Below are 21,762 nucleotides of genomic sequence, written 5' to 3' on the forward strand. Positions count from 1 at the left end.
TTACAAGGAAAAGTATGCCAGAACTAATTCAGTTTAAAAGTCTTGATTTCGTTTACCCTCATTCAACAGTACCCGCGTTAAGTGGGGTTAACATGACGATTTCAGAAGGTGACTATGTTGCAATTGTTGGTACCTCAGGTTCAGGGAAAAGCACTTTATTATCTATATTAGGTCTTATAAATGAGCCGACAAGCGGAAAATATCTATTGCTTGATACTAATGTGACCGACCTCACTCAACAGTCGGTGGCAAAACTAAAAAACGCCGAAATAGGCCTAATTTTTCAAAACTTCAACCTCCTTGGCCATCTTACTGTTTATCAAAACGTGTGCTTACCCCTGACATACAATGCTAGCGTCTCAAGAAAAGAGTATCGTGAAAAAGTAGGGAGTGTCTTAAAATTAGTCGGGATGGAGGATTATTTAAAGCGTTATCCTCGGGAGTTGTCGGGAGGACAACAACAGCGAATAGCCATCGCACGTGCCATGGTGAACGATCCTTCGCTAATTTTGGCCGACGAACCTACTGGAAATCTAGATACTTCAAACGCCGAGATCATATTTGACATTCTTGAGTCATTAAACAAAGCGGGGAAGACTATTTGCCTTATCACTCACGATATACAGTTTGCGAAAAGAGCAAAAGTCCAATACACCATTCAAGACGGGAAACTCACCCACGCAAAGAGCGATGTGGGCAATGCATAGTGTGTCTTACAAGCTGACCCTTGATCTCGCATCAAACTGGTGGCTTCAATTCTCTAAACAATGGGCAAATTGGTTTGGAATTTGTTTACTTGGTCTGCCAATCGCTTTTTTTGCTCAAGTGCTCTCCATTATAAGCGCCTACGAAAATCCAAGCTTCGCAGCCATTAAGCACCCTGAGAAAATTGTCCAAGTAAGTTATAAGACAGCGGATACCCAGTCAGCATTACCTTTTTATCTGGCGCAAGAATTAACTCGTCCTAATGCGGGTCCAGAGAACATAAAAGGCATTGCTTATCAAAAAAATGCATGGCTAAAAAGTGACGGTGTAATCAAGCGTGACTTATATGCCAGTTTTTTCTCAGGGGGGTATGAGTATCTTGGTATTTCTCCATTGGAGGGAAGCCTTGAAAAACTGGAATTTCCAAATGCTAATGAACAAATTCACGTCGCGATCTCTTACTCCCTATGGCAAGCACTGGATAAAGGTGACGATATCATCGGTGAAACTCTGCAAATTGGGGCTGAATTGCTTATCATCAGTGCTGTTATGCCACAGGAGTTTAAAGGTTTACGGCCCAGCTCAAAAACAGATTTACTCATTCCATATGCTTACATTGAACGATTGAATGTGGGAACCTTTGATGCGGTCAGCCCAGATACCTACTCCTATTTACTAACAAGTTCAGCGAATCCAGTGGCCGCTGAAAGACTTGAAGCATACTTACAACAGCAAGCATTGTTCTTTGATGACGAAAAATTAGAGATTATTGACGCTTTTGGCATTTCAGCTTCTGAGTTCGTAGCCTTAAGTAGTCGTTTGGAGCGGTTGAAGTACCTCTTCTTAGTGCTTCTCATCTTTAGTGCAATTGCGTTTTTAAGTAACCTTTGTGACGATCTAGAAAGACGTCAAAATGAACATGAACTTAGAAAGATGATAGGGGCAAACAAGCAGCAGCTGTTCGCACAGCTTATGTTTGAACTCATCCTTACCTTGTCGGCGGTAGCCACAGCGTCAGCAGCTTTTTACTCAATGAGCCCTGCCTATTTCAACTTTGCGGTTCCAGAATTACAGACTGCTGTAAATAATAACTGGACCTCATTAATGCGTATCTTATCAGCCACGCTACTCCCCTTGTTTGGTATTGCCGTCATACTGTTCTCATTACAGAGGAAAGTCTTCGCCTCATCACTTGGCCGCGGTGGAAGTGTTTCCCTTGGCGTTAAGCTTCAAGCGTTCTTTTTGCTAGCCATTATGATTTCAATAAGTTGTATAAGTATTACCAAAAGCGTCGACCTTTCTTTACAGCAGTATGCTTATTATCAAAAAGACAGAGGGTTTGACGAAAGTGACCTAGAGATAGTGACATTTGATATCCCTCGGTTTGGTGGCACCTTTTATACTAATGAGCTACCAGAGCTAGTCATACAAAATATTGAGCAAATAGAAGGTATAAAACACGCGGCTATCACAACGACACCATTTTTGAAAAATCAAAACGCGTATACCTCAATTTATACGCAAGACCTTCGACCGCTTGGAGGCAAGAATAATCCGGGCGTGTTAACGTCGTTAGTGTCCCCTAATTTTTTTGAAGTGGCAGGAATAGAGCTGATAAAGGGGAATACATTAACATGGGGGAATAGAAACCAAGCCGTCATCAGCGAGGCTTTGTATCATAAGTTTTTTGATGGGCAGACACTAAGCCAAATGAAATTGCTTATTGATACCAGCGATAATGATAAGCAAGTTATCGATGTGGTGGGTGTTGCAAACGATGTTCATTTAAACAGTATTGACGATATCGCAGAGCCTATCGTGTACCAAGTTTCTCCCACGTTATTAGGCGTAGAAAGTTTGCTGATACGCACTAAGCTGTCGTCTTTCCAAGTTGAAAAAGCGGTGGATACGGGACTTAAAAATATAGATGCAAGGCTTAGTAATCCTACATCGAGCAATTTGGAAGCGCTAATCGACGAGCAAGAAGCCCCCCAAAGAGCGTTAATTACGACATCGTTATTAGTCACCATTGTTTTGCTTTCAACAACGATCTTATTTTCATATAACAGCATCAATATTTTACTCATTAAATCTCAGCGAGAGATAGCGCTACGACTTTCCCTTGGCGCTATGGTGTCCGACATTGTTAAACGAGAAATGCTCACATACTTGATAGTTGGTTTTCCAGTTGCGCTGCTCACATTACTTTTTTCGATTTCAAGTCAAAAAGACATCTTACTTCAAGGCAGTGACGCAATCTTGCATTACGCGGGTGGATTCTTTGTTTTGTCTATTGTTGTTTTAGTTACATTTTTATTCGGCGTTCAGCGGACTAAGAAAGTCAGTTGGCAGGCACTTACCTAAGGATAAATAATGAAATACTTATTATATGGAATAGTTTTATATTGCGCTTTCTCATTAAATGCGGTGAAAGCAGTAGAAGTCTCTGAGGTGCTCATTGAGCCAGAAAATTATAAGGCGACAGGGTTCGGAAATGTGACCCCTTTGACGTATTTAGTTAATCGAAAGGGTGAAACGGTTTTTAAGCAGAATAGCGTCGCTCGGGATTTGGCAAGACATTTTACTAACACAAAACCTATTGATTCATCCGACAATGATTTGGCGATTTTGTCGAAACAACTGCCTGACGATTATGATTTTTCTGATTACGATTACACATTATTTATAGTAAGAGCACAAAAAGATGAGCATTGTCCGCCATGTAAAAAGCAAAATATAATCAATGAAAAAGTCATGGGGCTACTGACTCAACATCGAGTGCATTACGTTAAGATTTTAAAAAAGCCCGCCGACAGTGTGACTGTCACTATAGTGTCTGAAGAAGAATACAACAGGCTGACAGGTGGAAGTAAATAATGTTTATACGCCATACGACTTTCTCTTAACGCTATGGTGTCCGACATTATTAAACGAGAAATGCTCGCCTACCTGATCGTAGGTTTACCGGTTGCGCTATTGACTTTGTTTTGTCTATCGTTGTTTTAGTTACATTTTTATTCGGCGTTCAGCGGACTAAGAAAGTCAGTTGGCAGGCACTTACCTAAGGATAAATAATGAAATACTTATTATATGGAATAGTTTTATATTGCGCTTTGTCATTAAATGCAGTGAAAGCAGTAAAAGTCACTGAAGTGCTCATTGAGCCAGAAAATTATAAGGCGACAGGGTTTGGAAATGTGACCCCTTTGACGTATTTAGTTAATCAAAAGGGTGAAACGGTTTTCAAGCAGGCTGGTGTCGCTCGGGATTTGGCGAGACACTTTACTAACACAAAACCTATTGATTCATCCGACAAGGATTTGGCGATTTTGTCGAAACAACTGCCTGACGATTATGAGTTTTCTGATTACGATTACACATTATTTATAGTAAGAGCACAAAAAGATGAGCATTGTCCGCCGTGTAAAAAGCAAAACTCAGTTAATGAAAAAGTCATGGAGCGACTCAATGAACTCCGTGTGCACTATGTAAAAATTCTTGAAAAACCCGCCGATAGCGTGACAGTCACTATAGTGTCTGAAGAGGAATACAATAGATTGACTGGAAGAGGTAATTAATCATCATTCCACAATACCGTGATTAAGCTGTAAACAAAGCTAGAAAGGGATACGGCTTTTCCTTACAATTCACGCCAAATTTCTTTTACGTAATAACTATGACTGCAATTGGGATTGATTACGGCACATCAAATTCTGAAGTGGTGTATTTTGATGGTGCCACCCATCAGCACATCAAACTTGACCCTCTAGATAAGAAGGGCAATAAAATTCGTTCGTCGGTATTTATTTACTTTGAAGACGAGCTGCCACCGCCGCCCGATGCCATGGTTGAAGCGAAAGTAGCCCAGTTGCAGCGTGCTATTAACGAGCAAATAGATAAAGCCAAAGACGGCTATTATTCAGCGAAAGATCCCAAAGAGCAGGCTACGTATAACCAACGGATTAATTCTCTGCGTGGCGACCTTCACAACAAGCCTGCTCTGCAACGTAAAGCTATCGCGCAGCTGATGCACGCCATGTCCCTGGATGAAATTCCTCTATTAAGGTTGGTAGAGCACGGTAAATTTGCTTTTGGTGAAGCTGGGTTTCGTCGATTTTTAAAAATGCCTGAAAAAGGGCGCTTAATTTACTCGCCTAAAAACTTTTTGGGTGCGTCGTTAGATAGCGATCAAAAGAAAGCGTTTGTCGGCATAATCGCGAAGCAGCTTGGTTACTTTAAGCAATGTGCTCAAGAGCAGCTCAGTGCAAACATCGATTCGGCGGTGATTGGTCGTCCGGTTAAGTTTCACGGCACGCGCGGTGAAGAAGGGAACATTCAAGCCATAGAAATAATGACCGAAGCGGCCAAACAAGCTGGCTTTTCAACGGTAAACTTCTTGGACGAGCCTATTGCTGCGGCCTATAAGATTGAACAAACCTTGCCGCGGGATACCACGACACTTATTGTGGATATTGGTGGTGGTACTACCGATATTTGTTGCATAAATCTCTCGCCAGAGCGCACTAATCAGTTAGATAGAAAGCAAGATGTGCTGTCGGTAACAGGGCGACGCTTAGGGGGCATGGATTGCGATAAAAGCCTGGTGCTTAAAACGATCGCTCCTGAAATGGGTATGGGGCTGAAAATGATGAACGGCCTGCCCGTACCGCCAACCTACTTCTCAGATATGTGCGCGGTAGATAACATTCCTGCCTTAATGCGCTTCTTTTCTGATGACTATGGATTGGATATTTCTCAAACCATGTCACTCATTAAAGAGCCTGCCCAATTAGAGCGGCTGTTAATCGTTCAGGAAAATAAACTGTCGGCACGCATCGTTAACTCTGCCCGAATGGCCAAAGAGCTATTGTCGAGTAAGCCTCGTATCACGCTACCACTCCACTATGTTGAAGATGAGTTTGGAGTGGATATTAGCCAAGATTCACTACAAAAAGCGTTAAAGCCGTGGCTTGATAAGGTTAAGACCTTAGTGACCGAGTGTTTAGACAGCACCGACATAAAGCCAGAGGTGGTAATGATTACCGGGGGAATGAGTTTGTCGCCTATCGTGGTAGATGCGCTGTATGAAAACTTACTGACAGGGCTTCCGCGCTTAGAAAACGACGCATTTAACTCAGTGTGTGAGGGACTTGCTATTCAGGCGTCTAAGTTTTAGTTACGCCTGAATAGGAACGCGTCACTCATATTCATCGAGCGCTAATGACTGATGATGCGTCTTAGTGCTTGAGAATATTGTTGGCTTTTAAGTAGGTAGCGATAGCCTCAGGTGATTCGAAGGCATTAAGCAACATTTGCTGGGCATGCTGCTTTACACTGTTGTCTTCAGACGAAGAGAGTAGGTCATACCACGTTTTTACTAGGGCCAATGGCGGTGTTTGATTCATTCTTTGCTCCGGTAATATAAACTGCATATTAACAACCATCATCGTAACTCATGATGCGTTAAATAAAGCTCTGACCAGAATAAACAAGCGGGTAAAAAACGCTAGCTTGGGAGCGAGCGATTTTTACCTACCTGTTTGTAATTTTTGTCAGACTTAGTCGAGCAGTGGCTTTAAGAAGCGACCTGTATGCGACACTTCTTGTTCTGCAACATACTCTGGTGTTCCCTCTGCAATTATCTGGCCACCTCCGGATCCTCCTTCAGGACCAAGGTCCACAATCCAGTCGGCAGTTTTAATCACATCGAGGTTATGCTCTATTACCACCACAGTGTTTCCGTGGTCTCTAAGCTCGTGCAGTACAGCAAGCAGCTGTTTTATATCGTGGAAATGTAACCCAGTTGTGGGTTCATCAAGAATGTAAAGGGTTTGACCGGTGTCTCTTTTTGATAACTCTTTTGCGAGTTTTACACGCTGTGCTTCACCGCCAGACAGTGTCGTAGCCGCCTGACCGAGTTTGATGTAAGACAGACCCACATCCATCAACGTTTGCAATTTGCGAGAAATCGAAGGCACTGCATCGAAAAATACGCGAGCGTCTTCCACCGTCATCTCTAGCACTTCGTGAATATTTTTATCTTTGTATTTCACGTCTAATGTTTCGCGGTTATAGCGTTTGCCCATACACACATCGCACGGCACGTACACATCAGGTAAAAAGTGCATTTCTACCTTAATCACACCGTCGCCCTGACAGGCTTCACAACGACCGCCTTTTACATTGAAGCTGAAGCGACCTGGTTTGTAACCACGAGAGCGTGACTCCTGCGTGCCTGCAAACATCTCTCTAATAGGTGTAAATATTCCCGCATAGGTTGCAGGGTTTGAACGCGGTGTTCTGCCGATAGGGCTTTGGTCAATATCGACAACTTTGTCGAGCAACTCTAACCCTTCCATAGATTTATGGGCTGCAGGCTCCGCAGTTGTCGCCTTATTTAACTCCCGCTGTGCAATCTTGTAGAAGGTGTCGTTAATTAGCGTCGATTTACCCGAGCCTGATACACCCGTTACGCAGGTCATCACACCCGTGGGTATGCGAAGGTCAACAGATTGCAAGTTGTTACCGGTAGCGCCTTTAAGCGTTAGCCATTCATTGTTTTTCGCTGGATTCCGTTTTTCCGGAATATCAATCTTTTCTCTTCCCGACAGATATTTTCCAGTAAGTGAGTGCTCGCTTGCTAGTATGTCGTCGATGGTACCTTGGGCGATAATTTCACCGCCGTGTACGCCAGCGCCAGGGCCAATGTCGATAACGTGGTCTGCTTGGCGAATGGCATCTTCATCGTGTTCTACTACAAGCACGGTATTTCCAAGGTCGCGCAAGTGGGTGAGGGTTTTTAGTAAGCGTTCGTTGTCTCGTTGATGCAAGCCAATAGAGGGTTCATCAAGTACATACATAACACCAACTAAGCCTGCACCTATTTGGCTGGCAAGGCGAATACGCTGTGCTTCACCGCCGGACAACGTGTCTGCGCTTCGAGAAAGAGACAAGTAGTTTAGCCCTACATTCACCAAGAAACGTAGGCGGTCCAATATCTCTTTTAATATTTTTTCAGCAATTTGCGCCTTTTGACCAGTCAGGTCGAGGGTCTCAAAGAATGTGTAAGCCTCTGCTATCGACATATCGGCGATAGTAGGCAGGGTTGTTTGCTGGATAAATACGTTGCGCGCTTCAAGGCGCAGTCGAGAGCCATTACAACTACTGCAGTGTTGCTGGCTTAAGTACTTGCCAAGCTCTTCTCTTACCGAGTTAGACTCTGTCTCGCGGTAGCGGCGTTCCATGTTAGGAATTATGCCTTCGAAGGGGTGCTTGCGCTCCATGATATCGCCGCGCTCGTTGATATACTTAAAGGATAGTGACTTACCTTTTGAGCCATACAGCACAATATCTTTATGTTCTTTTTCTAATTCTTCAAACGGCGCCGTTAAACTAAATTTGTAGTGATCGGCGACGGCTTGCAGCATTTGAAAATAGTAATAACTGCGTTTGTCCCAGCCGCGAATGGCACCGCCTGACAAACTAATCTCGGCGTTGGTAATAACCCGAGACGGGTCGAAAAAGTTGCGAGTGCCAAGTCCGTCACACGTAGGGCACGCACCTGCAGGGTTGTTAAATGAGAACAAGCGAGGTTCTAGTTCACTTAAGCTGTATCCGCAGTGTGGGCACGCAAAGTTGGCGGAAAATATAATTTCTTCAGCATCTTTGTCGTCCATGTCGGCGACAATCGCGTTACCGTTAGCTAGCGATAAGGCGGTTTCAAAAGACTCAGAAAGACGAAGCGCCATATCATCACGCACTTTAAAGCGGTCTACTACCACTTCAATAGTATGTTTCTTATGAAGATCCAGAGGCGGCGGATCGGATAAATCGCATACTTCGCCGTCAATTCGAGCGCGAATAAAACCTTGTGCCGATAAGGTTTGTAGCGCTTTTACGTGTTCGCCTTTTCGTTCCTTCACAATAGGAGCAAGCAGCATAAGTTTACTGCCTTCAGGCATGGCCAACACTTTATCCACCATTTGACTCACGGTTTGTGCGTCAAGAGGCACATCGTGGTCGGGACAGCGCGGTGTACCAACACGGGCAAACATTAGGCGCAGATAATCGTATATTTCAGTGATCGTCCCCACGGTAGAACGGGGGTTATGCGATGTTGATTTTTGTTCAATCGAAATGGCTGGTGATAAGCCTTCGATATGATCCACATCGGGCTTTTCCATCATTGATAAAAATTGACGAGCGTAGGCTGAGAGCGACTCAACGTAACGACGCTGTCCCTCGGCGTACAGAGTGTCAAATGCAAGAGATGATTTACCTGATCCAGAAAGACCAGTAATCACTACCAGTTTGTCTCGTGGCAGTGTTAAATCAATATTCTTCAAATTGTGAGTGCGTGCACCGCGTATTTCGATTTTATCCATTGAAGCCTAATGAGAAAAAGAATCTGAATGAAAGGGTCAGTATGCCATATGTGTCAACTAAAGTGATATGGCATTGAAGTTATACTGCTTGAAAGCGGGTGAGATCACCTTCATTTGATTTGTGAAGTGCTTAATTGCGGTATAGAACATAGTTGATAAACCCTGTCTTTCGCTTTGACGATTATATTAATCAGTTTTAACCTACATGGGTACATCCACAAGTTATACGGACTGGTATTATGCTACACTTCGCGACCTTGTTTTGGCTCAGTAAACTTTGAGGAACTCAGACGCTTTGAACGCTTTGGAATTACGCGCGGCGCTTGCGCTGGCATCTGTTTATGTTTTACGTATGTTGGGCCTTTTCATGGTCATGCCTGTTTTGGCTGTGGCTGCGATGGACTATCCAGATTATTCTCCTTTGTTGGTAGGCTTAGCAGTGGGTGGCTACGGGCTAACACAGGCGGCATTGCAAATTCCCATGGGCATGATGTCTGACAAATGGGGCCGTAAACCCGTTATTCTGCTGGGTCTTAGTGTGTTTGCGGTGGGTAGTTTTGTCGCTGCCAACGCCGACACCATGGCATGGATGATTGTCGGGCGTATTTTACAAGGCGCGGGAGCTATCGCCGGCGCTATTATGGCACTTGCCACCGACGTAAGCAGAGAAAGCCAGCGAGCAAAAGTGCTCGCAATTATCGGTATTGCTATTGGCTTTTCGTTTTATCTCGCTGTTATCATCGGCCCCTTAATTGCAAATCATTATGGCTTAGCGGGCGTTTTTGCCGTAACAGGCCTTTTAGCCGTACTGTGTATGCCATTAGTAAAATGGGTAGTACCGAGCTCTGAGCCCCTCAGCAGTGGCGATACACTTCCTCAAAAAGGCCAGCTTCGTCATTTAATGCTGTCCCCGCAACTGTGGCGTTTAAACGTAAGCGTTCTCGTGTTGCATATGTTGATTACGCTGTTGTTTGTGCAGCTACCCGTTACTTTAACTAATTTTGATATGACGCTGAGTGAGCATTGGCGCATGTACCTTCCTGTCTTAGGTGTGTCTATTTTAGGGCTCATTGTAATGATGGGAATAGCAAGAGGGCGCACGCCTAAATGGTTATTACTATTGGGTGTGGTATTGATGGGAAGTGCCTTTTTAGCCCTTGGCGTAAATGGCAATAGCTGGTGGCTAACGACGGCAGCGGTCATTCTTTTCTTTACCGGCTTTAATTACCTAGAGGCAAATTTTCCTGCTTTAGTATCGAGCATTGCCCCTGCCGGTCAAAAAGGAACCGCCATGGGGATTTACGCTAGCTTTCAGTTTTTTGGCGCCTTTTTAGGGGGAATAATATCTGGTGTTGTTACTGATATTTGGTCTCCCAATGTGGCGTATCTGGTTGGGGCGTTAAGTACACTGCTTTGGATTTTCGTTATAAGCGGCCTCAAAGAGGTGAGCCCAGTGAAGCGCGTGATGTTAAACGGGCTACGTGCTGACGTGCTGCTTGATGCCAATAAGCAACCTGATAGCAATAAGCAACAAGCCCTTGAAGAAGCGCTTTTAGCCGTGCCGGGGGTCTTGGAAGTCACATTGAATGCAGAAAATGGTGCAGCGTACTTAAAAGTAAATAGAGACTTTGATGCCGTGAAAGCGCGCGCTGTGTTAGCGGTTTAGTTGCTGTCTGGCTACTTTCTAGGTGCAGTTTAGCTGCAAAGAAGCGTAGGTCTTATATAGCGACTACTCAGCAGGTGCACAGCGAATTAGCAGGTGCACAGAGAACGTGAAATATTTCTCATAGCTGTTTGGCTTGTGAAGCTGCAGGTACTTTGCTTTAATAAATTATACAAAAACACGGACAGTTCTTCCCCATGGCTTTTAAACCTGCCTTATTATCCTTTTTATCTTGCCTAGCCTTAAGCGTATTTTTGGCTGGATGCGCTATCAACGTTTCTCCGAGCGCGTTCTTTTACCAAGATACCAAAGAAAAACCGTTAGATACGACACGACTTCACAGCGCCATTCAAAAAGACAAAGTGGCTGCTGGCATTAGTATTGTAGAGATTGAAAATGCGAGTGGAGAAACCCTGCGAGGCGTTGCGGTTTCTTATGCTAAGCCCGTTATTAACATTCTATTCTTTGCTGATAACCGAATGACGGTGTCTGAAAATAACAACGTGATACACCAGCTAGGTAAGCTGCCCGCCAATATCCTATGGCTCGACTATCAAGGTGTTGGTGCGAGTGAAAAGGCCGACAAGCTCAGTATTAATGCGATTAAAAAAGACGCATTAATGCAATTCGATTATGTGAAAAATACCTTCGATACGTCTTTACCAACTATTGTTCATGGACGGGGCATTGGAAGTTATTTTGCGAGTTATGTGGCTGCTAACAGGCAAATAGATGGGTTGGTATTAGACGGGGCATTCAATAATATATCTGATTTAATCGCCAATATGGTGCCAGGCTTTTCTAATTCATTTACTGCAATGAGGCTGCACGATGAAGTTCACAGTATGCAGATTGCGCCCATTCTCAGGCATTTTGATGGTCCGCTTTGGCTACTCGTCGGTGCCAAGGATAAAATTACCCCGCAAGTAATCAGCGAACAACTTCTTGCCGACAGTGCGAGTGAGCAAAAGCACATCTCTGTTATTCCTGATGCAACCCATAACGCCACATTAAATTCAGAATTTGCGATTACTGAATACAGGCGTTTCATATCTCAACTATCTCGTCAAAAAGCATCTCGTTAAACTTGCATCTCCTTATTTCACTTTTTGCCTGTGGATAAATAGTGGAAAACCTTGTTGGTAACTATGTTAACAGTCAATGAAAGTAAGCGATCGAGATCAAGTAAGCTCAACTGATCCGATCACGTTACGTCAGTAAAATCAATAGCTGTAGCAAAATTATTGTAGATCGCTGGTGAATTTGATCGTAATTGTGTGAAGGATCAACAGCTTTGTCACATTGGGGATAACCATAATGCATGGTCTCCCCAATACTGTCTTAGACTTAAGTCTAAAGTTGCTGTTTTAGCCGTTTATAGTTATTAGCCGCTAACGGTGGAAGCTTAAACTCTCACTACGGAGTCACGCTTGATAATAGTGGGGGTATACTTGAAGGTTAAACCTTCTTCTGGCTTTTTCCCCGATGCATACTTAAGGGCAAGCTCGGCAGCTTTTGAGGCCATCATTTCAACAGGGTAGCGCAAAGTGGTGAGTTTGGGGCGGCAATATTTGGCTAACAAAACATCGTCGTAACCCATTACAGATACCTGTTCTGGTACCGCAATACCGTGGTCTTGTAGCATTGTCATGGCACCTGACGCCATAGCATCGTTATAGGCCAATACGGCGGTAAATTTAGCGCCTGTGGCCAATAAGTTCTGCATTGCAAGTTCACCACCTTCTTGATCTGGCGTTGCATACTCAATCATGCTTTCAGGCAATACTAGGTTGGCGTGCTTTATAGCGGTGCGAACACCTTCAAGCCGTTGATTAGGATCGTCTATTCGGTACTGACTGCTGATAACCGCCACGTGTTCGTGACCTTGGTTAATCGCATATTCAGCCATTAAACGTCCGCCGGTGACATTGTCTAGCCATACGCATCTATTAGCGATTTCAGGAATATATCGGTTAATGAGTACAAAACCCGGCACTTGTTTTGAGAACTCTACAAGGGTTTTATCATCAAGGGCCTTGCTGTGAACCACCATGGCTTCAACGCGATGCTCTAACAAAGTTTCTATAGCCCGTAATTCTGTCTCTTTTTCTATAGAGCCTGCACTTAATAGTATTTGGACATTGTTCTTGCGAGTAACTGACTCTACGCCATGAGCCAGCATGGCGAAGAACGGATCGTGTAATTCGGCAATCACAACCCCCAGCGATGCGCTTTTCTTTGTTACCAAAGCTCGTGCATTGGCGTTAGGGCGATAACCCATCTCTTCCATTATCTTTTTCACGCGTTTTCGCGTATCGCTACCTACTTTTGGCCCGTCGTTGATTACGCGAGACACTGTGGCAAGTGAAACCCCTGCCGCCTGAGCTATATCTTTAATTGTTGCCATTTCGTTTTCGCAATTCTATTTTTATTTTTAACGATAGGCTCGCTGACGGTGATGCTTAAGAGTAAAAAGGCTGTAAAAGCACAGTCAGTAGGGCCAAATAATGCCTATAGCGTACATTATATTTACAAAAATTGATAAATTTCCAACCCGTTAGTTAGGGCTTTCATCAAGCCGGCAAGCTGTGTTTCAAACGTAAGTGAATAACTCTGACTCAATAGCGGCACTTAAATACAAAATGTTATCCCGTGCGCTACAAATAATTGTTGAAAACGTATACCCTTTGAAAACAGGTTGCGCTGTTACAATGTATTCAGTGGTGTAGACGTAAGTATAAAAGGCGAAAATAGGGTTATGAATATTCAGGTGTCGGCTTTCGGTAAAATAGGCGGAAAAGCGAGTGGTCAACTAAGTGATGAACAAGTAAGTATGTTTACCTTATCGAACGCCAACAACATGGAAGTAAAAATATTAAGCCTAGGCGGTATTATAAAAGAAATTACTATGCCTGATGCCAATAACGCTCTCAAACACTGTATTCAAACTTTCGACACCATAGATGAATACATGGCCGATGAGAGTTATCGCGGTGCTATTGTAGGGCGATACGCTAACCGTATTGGCAATGGGTGTTTTAGTCTTAATGGCACAACCTATCACCTTGATAAAAACAACGGCGAGCATAACCTTCATGGCGGTAATGCCGGTTTTCACAAACGCAATTGGGCCTCGTCAACCCATTGTGATGACCAAAGCGCAAGTGTCACGCTAACGCTACTCAGCGGCGATGGGGAAGGAGGCTTTCCTGGAAACGTAGCGGTAACCGCCTGCTACACCCTAAATAATGACAATGAGCTTAGCTTACATATCAAAGCAACGACCGATAAAGCAACCCCGCTCAGTTTTACTCAACACGCCTACTTCACATTAAGTCATGATAGCTCAGTAGAAAGCACTGTCTTAACTATCGCTGCAGATGAAGTGACCGATGCAGATAGTACATTGCTACCAAACGGTGAGTTTGTTGCTGTGAACGACACCCCCTTTGATTTTAGAGAGCCCACTCAAATAGGAAAGAATGTGCATGATATGCCGTCGTCTGAACTCTTTGAGAAAGTAGGGGGGTACGACCATAACTACGTGCTGCGCCAAAGTGCTCACACCCAGCCACAAGCTGAAGTGAGCGCCAGCGACACTGGGCTTATTATGAAGCTGTACACCAATCTGCCAGGATTGCAGTTCTACACAGGTAATCTAAAAACGCAGCAGCAAATGGGCGCATTGTGTTTAGAGCCTCAGTTTTTCCCTGACTCACCGAACAAGCCTCACTTTCCAAATTGTATAGTTACGCCAGATTCTCCTTTAGACATGGAGATTCGTTACGCTTTCTCGGTAACAAAATAAACGCGGTCTTATAAAAGAGACTGTACACACGTGACTATTGAATAAGCACTAAATGTTACCTTAATTAACATTTATTTTTCCTTATTTGAACATTGATAAATTGAGTGCATTGATATATTATTTTGGGTAAACGTTTAACCTTTTGTGTATGGCGCACGCATTATTTGCCACTGAGGCTTAGTGACCGGCCCACAAAACGCATTTTTATAGAGAGCGACTATGGCAAGCCCATTCGACCCGTCAGATGATCCACACCGCAGATTCAATCCCCTATTAGGTGAGTGGGTTTTGGTATCGCCGCATCGCGCGAAACGACCATGGCAAGGGCAGTCGGAAGAGCCTAACAATGAGCAAAAACCGTCTTACGATCCAACCTGCTATTTATGCCCGGGCAATACCCGTGTTAACGGCGAGGTAAACCCTGATTACGCCGGCACTTTTGTTTTTGAAAACGACTTTGCTGCGCTCAAGAAAGACACGGTGGTGTTGAGCGAGAAAAAAGGGCTTTTTCAGTTCGAAACCGAACAGGGCTGTAGCCGAGTTATTTGTTTCTCTCCCGATCACAGCAAAACCCTCCCTGAATTGACAGACCAAGAGCGTGCAGACGTTGTAGCATGCTGGAAATCACAGACAGAAGAGTTAGGTGAGCAATATCAATGGGTTCAGGTGTTTGAAAACAAGGGCGCGATGATGGGCTGCTCTAATCCTCACCCTCACGGACAAGTATGGGCGCAGCAGCATGTGCCGACAGATCCGGCTAAAAAGCTTGTACAATTAAGTGCTTATTTCAACGAGCACAAACGTCCTTTGTTGTTAGACTACGCTGAGCAAGAAGTTGCAAAGCAAGAGCGCGTTGTATGTCAAAACGATGACTGGATAGTAGTAGTGCCGTATTGGGCTGCATGGCCGTTTGAAACATTGTTACTGCCTCGCTTTGATGTAACAGCACTGCACAAATTAACCGACGAACAATCGTTTTCTCTAGCGCAAATTATTGGCGATATAACCGCGCGCTATGACAATTTGTTTGAAACGTCATTTCCATATTCTATGGGCTGGCATAGCGCACCATTTGATAAACAAGCACATCCTGAATGGACGTTACATGCGCACTTCTTTCCGCCACTGCTTCGTTCTGCGAGTGTACGTAAGTTCATGGTTGGGTATGAAATGATGGCCGAGGCCCAGCGCGACTTAACGCCAGAACAAGCCGCAGATAGATTGAAGGCACTTTCCAGCGTGCACTATAAAAAACATGAGAATGCGAATGGATAACCAAATACTCTCTTCAGCGTTTGAAGAAAGCTTTGCAGAAGAACCGACACTGATAGCTCACGCACCAGGTCGCGTAAATTTAATTGGCGAGCATACCGACTACAACGGCGGCTTCGTATTTCCTGCGGCAATTAATTTTGGCACCTGGGTGGCTGCATCAAAGCGAAGCGATAACAACATTGTTGTCACCGCAATGGACTATGAGAATCAGCAAAATACGTTCAGCCTTGATGATATTCACTATGATGATGAGCAAGGTTGGGCAAACTATGTACGCGGTGTGGTTAAAGTACTTAAGCAGGACTTTCCCGCATTTGGTGGTGCTAATCTATTAGTCACGGGTAATGTGCCTCAAGGTGCTGGCTTAAGTTCTTCCGCGTCATTTGAAGTAGCAATTCTAAAAGCAATGAGTGCCCTATATCAGTTGCCTCTCGATGGCGTGAAGGCCGCACTTCTAGGTCAGAAAGCGGAAAATACCTTTGTGGGCTGCTCATGCGGCATTATGGATCAGCTTATCTCGGCAATGGGTAACGAAGGTAAAGCTATGTTGCTCGATTGTCAGTCGCTGTCAATTGAACACTCACCGCTACCTGACAGCCATCAAATTGTCATCATAAACTCAAACGTGAAGCGCGGCCTGGTAGACAGTGAATACAACCTTCGCCGTCAGCAGTGCGAGCAGGGAGCGTCATTACTCGGTGTACCCTCATTGCGCGAAGCCAATATTGATATGCTTGAAGCTGCAAAGCCGCATATGCCCGAGGTGGTATACCGCAGAGCTAAACATATTATTACCGAAAACAAGCGAACCTTGTCAGCAAGCAATGCGTTAAAAGTCGGTGACATTGAAACGGTGAGTAAGGCCATGGCCGAATCTCATGTGTCTATGCGAGACGATTTTGAAATAACGGTGCCCCCAATTGATTACCTTGTCACCATCATTGATGAGTTACTTGGTGTTACTGGCGGCGTGCGTATGACCGGTGGCGGTTTTGGAGGATGTGTTGTTGCGCTAGTTCCAACAGATACTGTTGATGCTGTGAAACAATTAGTGGCTGATAAGTACTTCGATGAGACGAATTATCACGCTGATATATACGTATGCACTGCCACACAGGGGGCCTTTGCATAAATTATTTCCCCATCTTTGACCGCTTATTTGTGTCCCTTAGCCGCATTATTGGAGAGCGGCTTTTTTTTGCCTGCGGTAACACGCCGCGATTACGCACATTTTAAATCTCGCTCAGTGGGTAATTATCTAAGCGGGCTGGTCTAAAATGTGATAAATATGTTATCACTGACTTCAAATAAGCGTAATAAAAACAACAATGAAGAGCTTTTCACCTGCGTTTTAAAGGCCACCGAGCTTTAGTCCTACAGGTCTTATGAAACATGTTTCGTTGCGCTTTAATCATCATTGTATTGAAATATCGTGAGTAAACTATGAAATTAGCATCACTAGATATCACCGTGTTTGTGATATACGTTATCGCGCTTATCGGTATAGCCTGGTGGGTGTCGCGGGAAAAAAAGGGGCATGAGAAAGATACCAACGATTACTTCTTAGCGGGCTCTAGTTTACCTTGGTGGGCCATTGGCGCGTCTCTTATTGCTGCCAACATATCCGCAGAACAAATAATAGGAATGTCTGGCTCGGGCTACCAAATAGGGCTAGCTATTGCGTCTTACGAATGGATGGCGGCCATCACGTTAATTATAGTGGGTAAGTATTTTCTACCTATATTTTTAAAACACAAAATATATACCATGCCTCAATTTTTGGAGCAGCGATACGATCACCGCGTTCGTAAAGTAATGGCCGTATTCTGGCTAGGCGTTTATGTGTTTGTTAACCTCACTGCCGTGCTGTGGTTAGGCGCATTAGCCATCAACACTATTGCCGGTGTCGACATGATGTACGGCATGATATTTTTAGGGCTATTTTCGCTGGCCTACTCGCTGTATGGCGGGCTAAAAGCAGTGGCGCTTACCGATATTATTCAGGTAGTGTTATTGGTGCTTGGCGGGTTATTCCTCTCTTATACCGCGCTTAATCTTATCAGCGGTGGAAACGGGCCAATTCAAGGCTTTGTTGATTTAACCCAGCAGCTGCCGGGTAAGTTCGACATGATATTATCAAAAGATAACCCGCACTATATGGACCTTCCCGGTATTTCTGTACTCGTAGGCGGTATGTGGATCATGAACCTGTCTTACTGGGGCTTTAATCAGTATATTATTCAAAGAACCCTGGCTGCTAAGAGCCTGCAAGAAGCGCAAAAAGGCATTGCTTTCGCGGCATTTTTAAAGCTTTTGATGCCGTTAATTGTTGTGCTGCCAGGTATTGCCGCTGTGCTGTTGGTACCCGATTTAGCAAAGCCCGACCAGGCTTATCCTAGTCTCATGACGCTTATGCCTGTTGGGTTGAAGGGAATTATTTTTGCAGCTCTTGTTGCGGCTATTGTGTCGTCCCTTGCGTCTATGACAAACAGCGTATCGACCATTTTTACAATGGACATTTACAAAGACAAACGTCCTAATGAGTCACAGCAACACTATGTCAAAGTAGGACGCACGGTAAGTTTGGTCGCGTTAATTATTGCTATGGTTGCTGCTAAGCCACTATTAGGTAATTTCGACCAAGCCTTTCAATATATTCAAGAGTTCACCGGGTTCTTTACGCCAGGTATTTGTGCCCTCTTCATTTTAGGTATGTTTTGGAAACACACTACGGCTAATGGCGGGCTGCTTGCGGCACTGGGCTCATTTATTTTAAGCATCGTGTTTAGGCAGTTTTGGCCCGAGCTTCCGTTTATTGACCGAGTAGGTATTGTATTTTTACTGTGCGTAGCGGTGGCTGTCATCGTCTCTCTTATGGAGAAAAAGGGCGTCCACGAAAATGCCGTAGAGCTCTCTGATGTGCAGTTCGATACCACTAAAGGGTTTAATATTGCGGCTATTGCAGTGGTATTCATACTTATCGCTTTTTACAGCGCGTGGTGGTAAAGGATTAAGCTTTCACACACTCTTTTAGAACGAACCTTGTTGAAAGCGCACTGTTACAAAGAGGCTAGTTAAACAGAGCGAAAGTTCAGAAGACGGAAATGAGAAACTTTGATAGCGTTTATTTGTGAATAAATGCATCGACAAAAACTTCATTTTTCCCTGGAAAAATACGATATACTACAGGGCTCAAAACTATGAACTTTCGTGCTTGTTGCTGTCGAACTTTGATGAAGTCGAAATAGCGGCGCTTTAAAATAAGCGTTGCTACGCAGCAAGCCAATAAACACGTTACAGGAGACATCAATGGCAACGAAAGGCGTGAACAAGGTAATTCTTGTAGGAAACCTTGGTAATGATCCTGAAGTAAGATACATGCCGAACGGAAACGCCGTTGCGAACCTGAGTCTTGCAACCAGCGAAAGCTGGAAAGACCAACAAGGGCAACCGCAAGAGCGTACAGAATGGCATAGACTCACTATGTATCGTCGCTTGGCTGAAATTGCTGGAGAATACCTGAAAAAAGGTTCGCAGATTTACGTAGAAGGTAAATTGCAAACCCGTAAATGGCAGGATCAGCAAGGCAATGACAAATACACCACAGAGATCATCGTAGACCAAATGCAAATGCTTGGCGGTCGTGGCGGTGAAGCTGGTGGTGGTAGCGGCGGTTACCAACGTCAACAAAATAACCAAGGCGGCGGATACCAGAACCAGGGCGGTGGCTATAATCAAGCACCAGCTCAGGGCGGTCAGCAGCAAGGCGGCCAACAAGGTGGTTACAACCAAAACCAAGGCGGCGGTTTCAATCAAGCTGCTCCTCAAGGTGGTAATCAGCCTCAGCCTAAAACTCCGCCAATGGCAGAGCCAGACTTTGACTTTGACGACGATATTCCATTTTAAAATAACCATTTTAAGGAATACTCAAACGGCCTGTTTAATTTCTAATTAAGGCTGGCTGATTTCAGCGAGAAAAGCTGAATTAGGATTGAGTTTAGTTTGAAGACATTTTTAAAAAGCCCAGCTAAGTAGCTGGGCTTTTTTACGTCTCCCGTTCCGTCCTGAAGTACGCAACACATTTATTGACTTGGCAAATTTTGCACTAGGTAAACAGGAGCCAGGTTCCTTATCGCTTTATTACTTTATCTTTTTATCACTGCTCGCAGCCCGCTGCTCACGGCTCGCTTCTTAAGGTTTTAGCTTCACACTCTCTTCCGTTCTCACATTCATATTTTCAAAGTCTCGCAATCACCGACACGGCTATTTTTACCGTACTTTACTCAAAAAACCGGTAAAAGGTTATACGTTTACCTTTTTGTGGCGCTCATAATATTCAATAGAAATAACTTAGTTGTAACAATTAATGTAAAAAATAGCGGCTTGCTTGCTTGTTGATGCCAATAAAGTAATATAGCTATGCCTACTAATTAACAACCTATTAGCAAATTATGAAAACGTTATCCCTACTTTGCAGCACGAGCGTTATGCTTATTACTGCTACATTCTCTGCGACCGCATTTTCTGCGCAAACTGTTTATAAAGATTTCCCAGCTGAGGTGATGCCCGAGCTTAGCGAAAGTGGTGAATTGGCTGTAGGGGTAAAAACAATTGAAGTTGCTTATCCCGAAGCGGCAATGACAATGTCAGGAGAGATGGTAAAGCGTGAGTTAACCCTCGAGGTTTGGTATCCCGCATCTCAATCAACTGACTTAGCAGAGTCAAAATTAGCCGTATATAGCGATGAAACACGCAGCGGTAAGTCTTTTGAAATTCAAGCTGATGCTTATCGCGATGCCCCCATTATGGCGACGGACGAAAACTATCCTATTGTAATAATCTCTCACGGTTATACCGGCTACCGTACACTGATGCATTATCTTGGTGAACACTTGGCTTCTCATGGTTATGTAGTTGCTGCCATTGACCATACAGACTCAACAAACAAAGACGTTAATTTTGCAGAAAGCCCTTACAGTGGGTTTCCAAGCACGCTATTAAATCGCTCACGAGATCAGGTGTTCACGCTTAATGCGGTGGCTCAACACAGCTTTTTTGCAGATGAAGTTGACGAAACTCGAGCAGGAGTAATTGGTTACTCGATGGGTGGATATGGCGCAATGAGTACAGTTGGGGGTTGTTACGCATTTAACGATACCACAGCTGCCACCTTTACCGGTACACAAGACCCTGCAACAGTTCAGTTGGTAAAAGCGGCCTTAAATACGTGCGCAGGTGGCAAGCCTTCAAGTGATGACACATTACCAGCATGGAAAGCTGCCTTAGCTCTTGCGCCTTGGGGCGGACAACAGCAGTTGTTTGATACAAAGTCCCTATCTGACATTGACGTACCTGTGCTGTTTGTCGCTGGTGATAACGACGATATTTCAGGCTACGATGGTATTCGTTGGTTGTTTGATCACGCAGCTCACAAAGATACAAAGTTACTGACCATTAAAAACGCACGTCATAATGTCGCACCTCACCCGGCGCCTAAAGAAGCGTATAGCAGTGAGTTCGACTTGGGTAGCTACATAGAGCCCGCATGGGAAGAGCAAAAGCTCAATGCTATTAACGAACACTTTGCTTTAGCGCTCATGAACTGCCACGTAAAAGCCATGCCAGATTACTGTGCCTTTTTAGAGGTAACGGGCAGTAGTGACCAGGTACCAAGCGGTGGTGAAACGCCTGCGCCTTGGAAGGGTTTCGATAACCGCTGGGCGTTAGGGTTGCTTATGGAAGGAAAAGGCGGAAAGTGATTCTGTTTTAAAAACTTTTTGTTAGAGAGTTTGTTTGTTACCCGCTAAGGGGCTTTACTATGAGCCCCTTTTTTATGCCTTTCTTGTTCGTTTATTTCTCTTGCGAAACGGTAATACCAGTCCGCATAGATAATTCCCAACTCAGCGAGACTTATAATGTGCGTAATC

At 44.3% G+C, this 21,762-nt stretch carries 16 protein-coding genes; 13 read left to right on the top strand and 3 right to left on the bottom strand.

All coding sequences use genetic code 11. The features are described from left to right. The first annotated feature begins 14 nt into the window (after positions 1-14). The 5 genes from AC27HD_RS11325 to AC27HD_RS11345 all read left to right on the top strand — a co-directional run bounded on the left by AC27HD_RS11325 (position 15) and on the right by AC27HD_RS11345 (position 5,881). A complete protein-coding gene (locus AC27HD_RS11325) occupies positions 15-707 on the top strand; it encodes an ABC transporter ATP-binding protein (protein WP_487105898.1) in 693 nt (230 codons plus the stop codon). Next, positions 700-3,069, top strand: coding sequence for an ABC transporter permease (locus AC27HD_RS11330; protein WP_487105900.1), 2,370 nt, complete (start codon positions 700-702; stop codon positions 3,067-3,069). Before AC27HD_RS11325 ends, AC27HD_RS11330 begins: the two co-directional genes overlap by 8 nt. Positions 3,070-3,078: 9 nt before the next feature. Continuing rightward, on the top strand, positions 3,079-3,582 hold the full coding sequence (locus AC27HD_RS11335) for a hypothetical protein (protein ID WP_487105901.1): 504 nt from the start codon (positions 3,079-3,081) through the stop codon (positions 3,580-3,582). A gap of 197 nt (positions 3,583-3,779) precedes the next feature. Beyond that, the gene (locus tag AC27HD_RS11340; RefSeq protein ID WP_487105903.1) at positions 3,780-4,283 is read left to right on the top strand and encodes a hypothetical protein; all 504 of its coding nucleotides are present in this window, start codon (positions 3,780-3,782) and stop codon (positions 4,281-4,283) included. A 98-nt stretch (positions 4,284-4,381) separates the two neighbouring features. Next, positions 4,382-5,881, top strand: coding sequence for an Hsp70 family protein (locus AC27HD_RS11345; RefSeq protein ID WP_487105905.1), 1,500 nt, complete (start codon positions 4,382-4,384; stop codon positions 5,879-5,881). 61 nt (positions 5,882-5,942) lie between these two features. On the opposite strand, the gene AC27HD_RS11350 is transcribed toward AC27HD_RS11345, so the two are convergent. Beyond that, positions 5,943-6,110 (bottom strand): hypothetical protein, encoded by a 168-nt coding sequence (locus tag AC27HD_RS11350; protein WP_032097086.1) that lies wholly within the window; start codon positions 6,108-6,110, stop codon positions 5,943-5,945. A 153-nt stretch (positions 6,111-6,263) separates the two neighbouring features. Next, positions 6,264-9,089: an excinuclease ABC subunit UvrA gene (gene uvrA, locus AC27HD_RS11355; RefSeq protein ID WP_032097075.1), complete on the bottom strand. Its 2,826-nt coding sequence runs from the start codon at positions 9,087-9,089 to the stop codon at positions 6,264-6,266. A 295-nt stretch (positions 9,090-9,384) separates the two neighbouring features. Here uvrA and AC27HD_RS11360 point away from each other — a divergent pair, with 295 nt between their 5' ends. Both AC27HD_RS11360 and AC27HD_RS11365 read left to right on the top strand, forming a co-directional pair. Further along, complete coding sequence (locus tag AC27HD_RS11360; protein WP_487105907.1) at positions 9,385-10,755, top strand: MFS transporter; 1,371 nt, start codon at positions 9,385-9,387, stop codon at positions 10,753-10,755. A gap of 194 nt (positions 10,756-10,949) precedes the next feature. Next, positions 10,950-11,837 (top strand): alpha/beta hydrolase, encoded by an 888-nt coding sequence (locus tag AC27HD_RS11365; RefSeq protein ID WP_487105909.1) that lies wholly within the window; start codon positions 10,950-10,952, stop codon positions 11,835-11,837. A 320-nt stretch (positions 11,838-12,157) separates the two neighbouring features. Here the strand turns inward: AC27HD_RS11365 and AC27HD_RS11370 are convergent, their stop codons facing one another. Next, a complete protein-coding gene (locus tag AC27HD_RS11370) occupies positions 12,158-13,159 on the bottom strand; it encodes a LacI family DNA-binding transcriptional regulator (RefSeq protein ID WP_032097078.1) in 1,002 nt (333 codons plus the stop codon). A 351-nt stretch (positions 13,160-13,510) separates the two neighbouring features. Here AC27HD_RS11370 and AC27HD_RS11375 point away from each other — a divergent pair, with 351 nt between their 5' ends. The 6 genes from AC27HD_RS11375 (at position 13,511) to AC27HD_RS11400 (ending at position 21,594) form a co-directional block, all read left to right on the top strand. Further along, entirely contained in the window at positions 13,511-14,560 is a 1,050-nt protein-coding gene (locus AC27HD_RS11375; protein WP_487105911.1) for an aldose epimerase family protein, read from the top strand. A 219-nt stretch (positions 14,561-14,779) separates the two neighbouring features. Beyond that, the gene (locus AC27HD_RS11380) at positions 14,780-15,835 is read left to right on the top strand and encodes a UDP-glucose--hexose-1-phosphate uridylyltransferase (protein WP_487105913.1); all 1,056 of its coding nucleotides are present in this window, start codon (positions 14,780-14,782) and stop codon (positions 15,833-15,835) included. Further along, positions 15,828-16,967, top strand: coding sequence for a galactokinase (galK, locus tag AC27HD_RS11385; protein WP_487105915.1), 1,140 nt, complete (start codon positions 15,828-15,830; stop codon positions 16,965-16,967). The genes AC27HD_RS11380 and galK overlap by 8 nt, the downstream gene beginning before the upstream one ends. A 311-nt stretch (positions 16,968-17,278) precedes the next feature. Next, a complete protein-coding gene (locus AC27HD_RS11390; protein WP_487105917.1) occupies positions 17,279-18,841 on the top strand; it encodes a sodium/sugar symporter in 1,563 nt (520 codons plus the stop codon). Between the two features lie 303 nt (positions 18,842-19,144). Then, on the top strand, positions 19,145-19,741 hold the full coding sequence (locus AC27HD_RS11395; RefSeq protein ID WP_032097084.1) for a single-stranded DNA-binding protein: 597 nt from the start codon (positions 19,145-19,147) through the stop codon (positions 19,739-19,741). Between the two features lie 545 nt (positions 19,742-20,286). Further along, a complete protein-coding gene (locus AC27HD_RS11400) occupies positions 20,287-21,594 on the top strand; it encodes an alpha/beta hydrolase family protein (RefSeq protein ID WP_487105919.1) in 1,308 nt (435 codons plus the stop codon). Positions 21,595-21,762 lie beyond the last annotated feature (168 nt).

It is taken from the genome of Alteromonas sp. 4NS20-0143 (assembly GCF_057542855.1).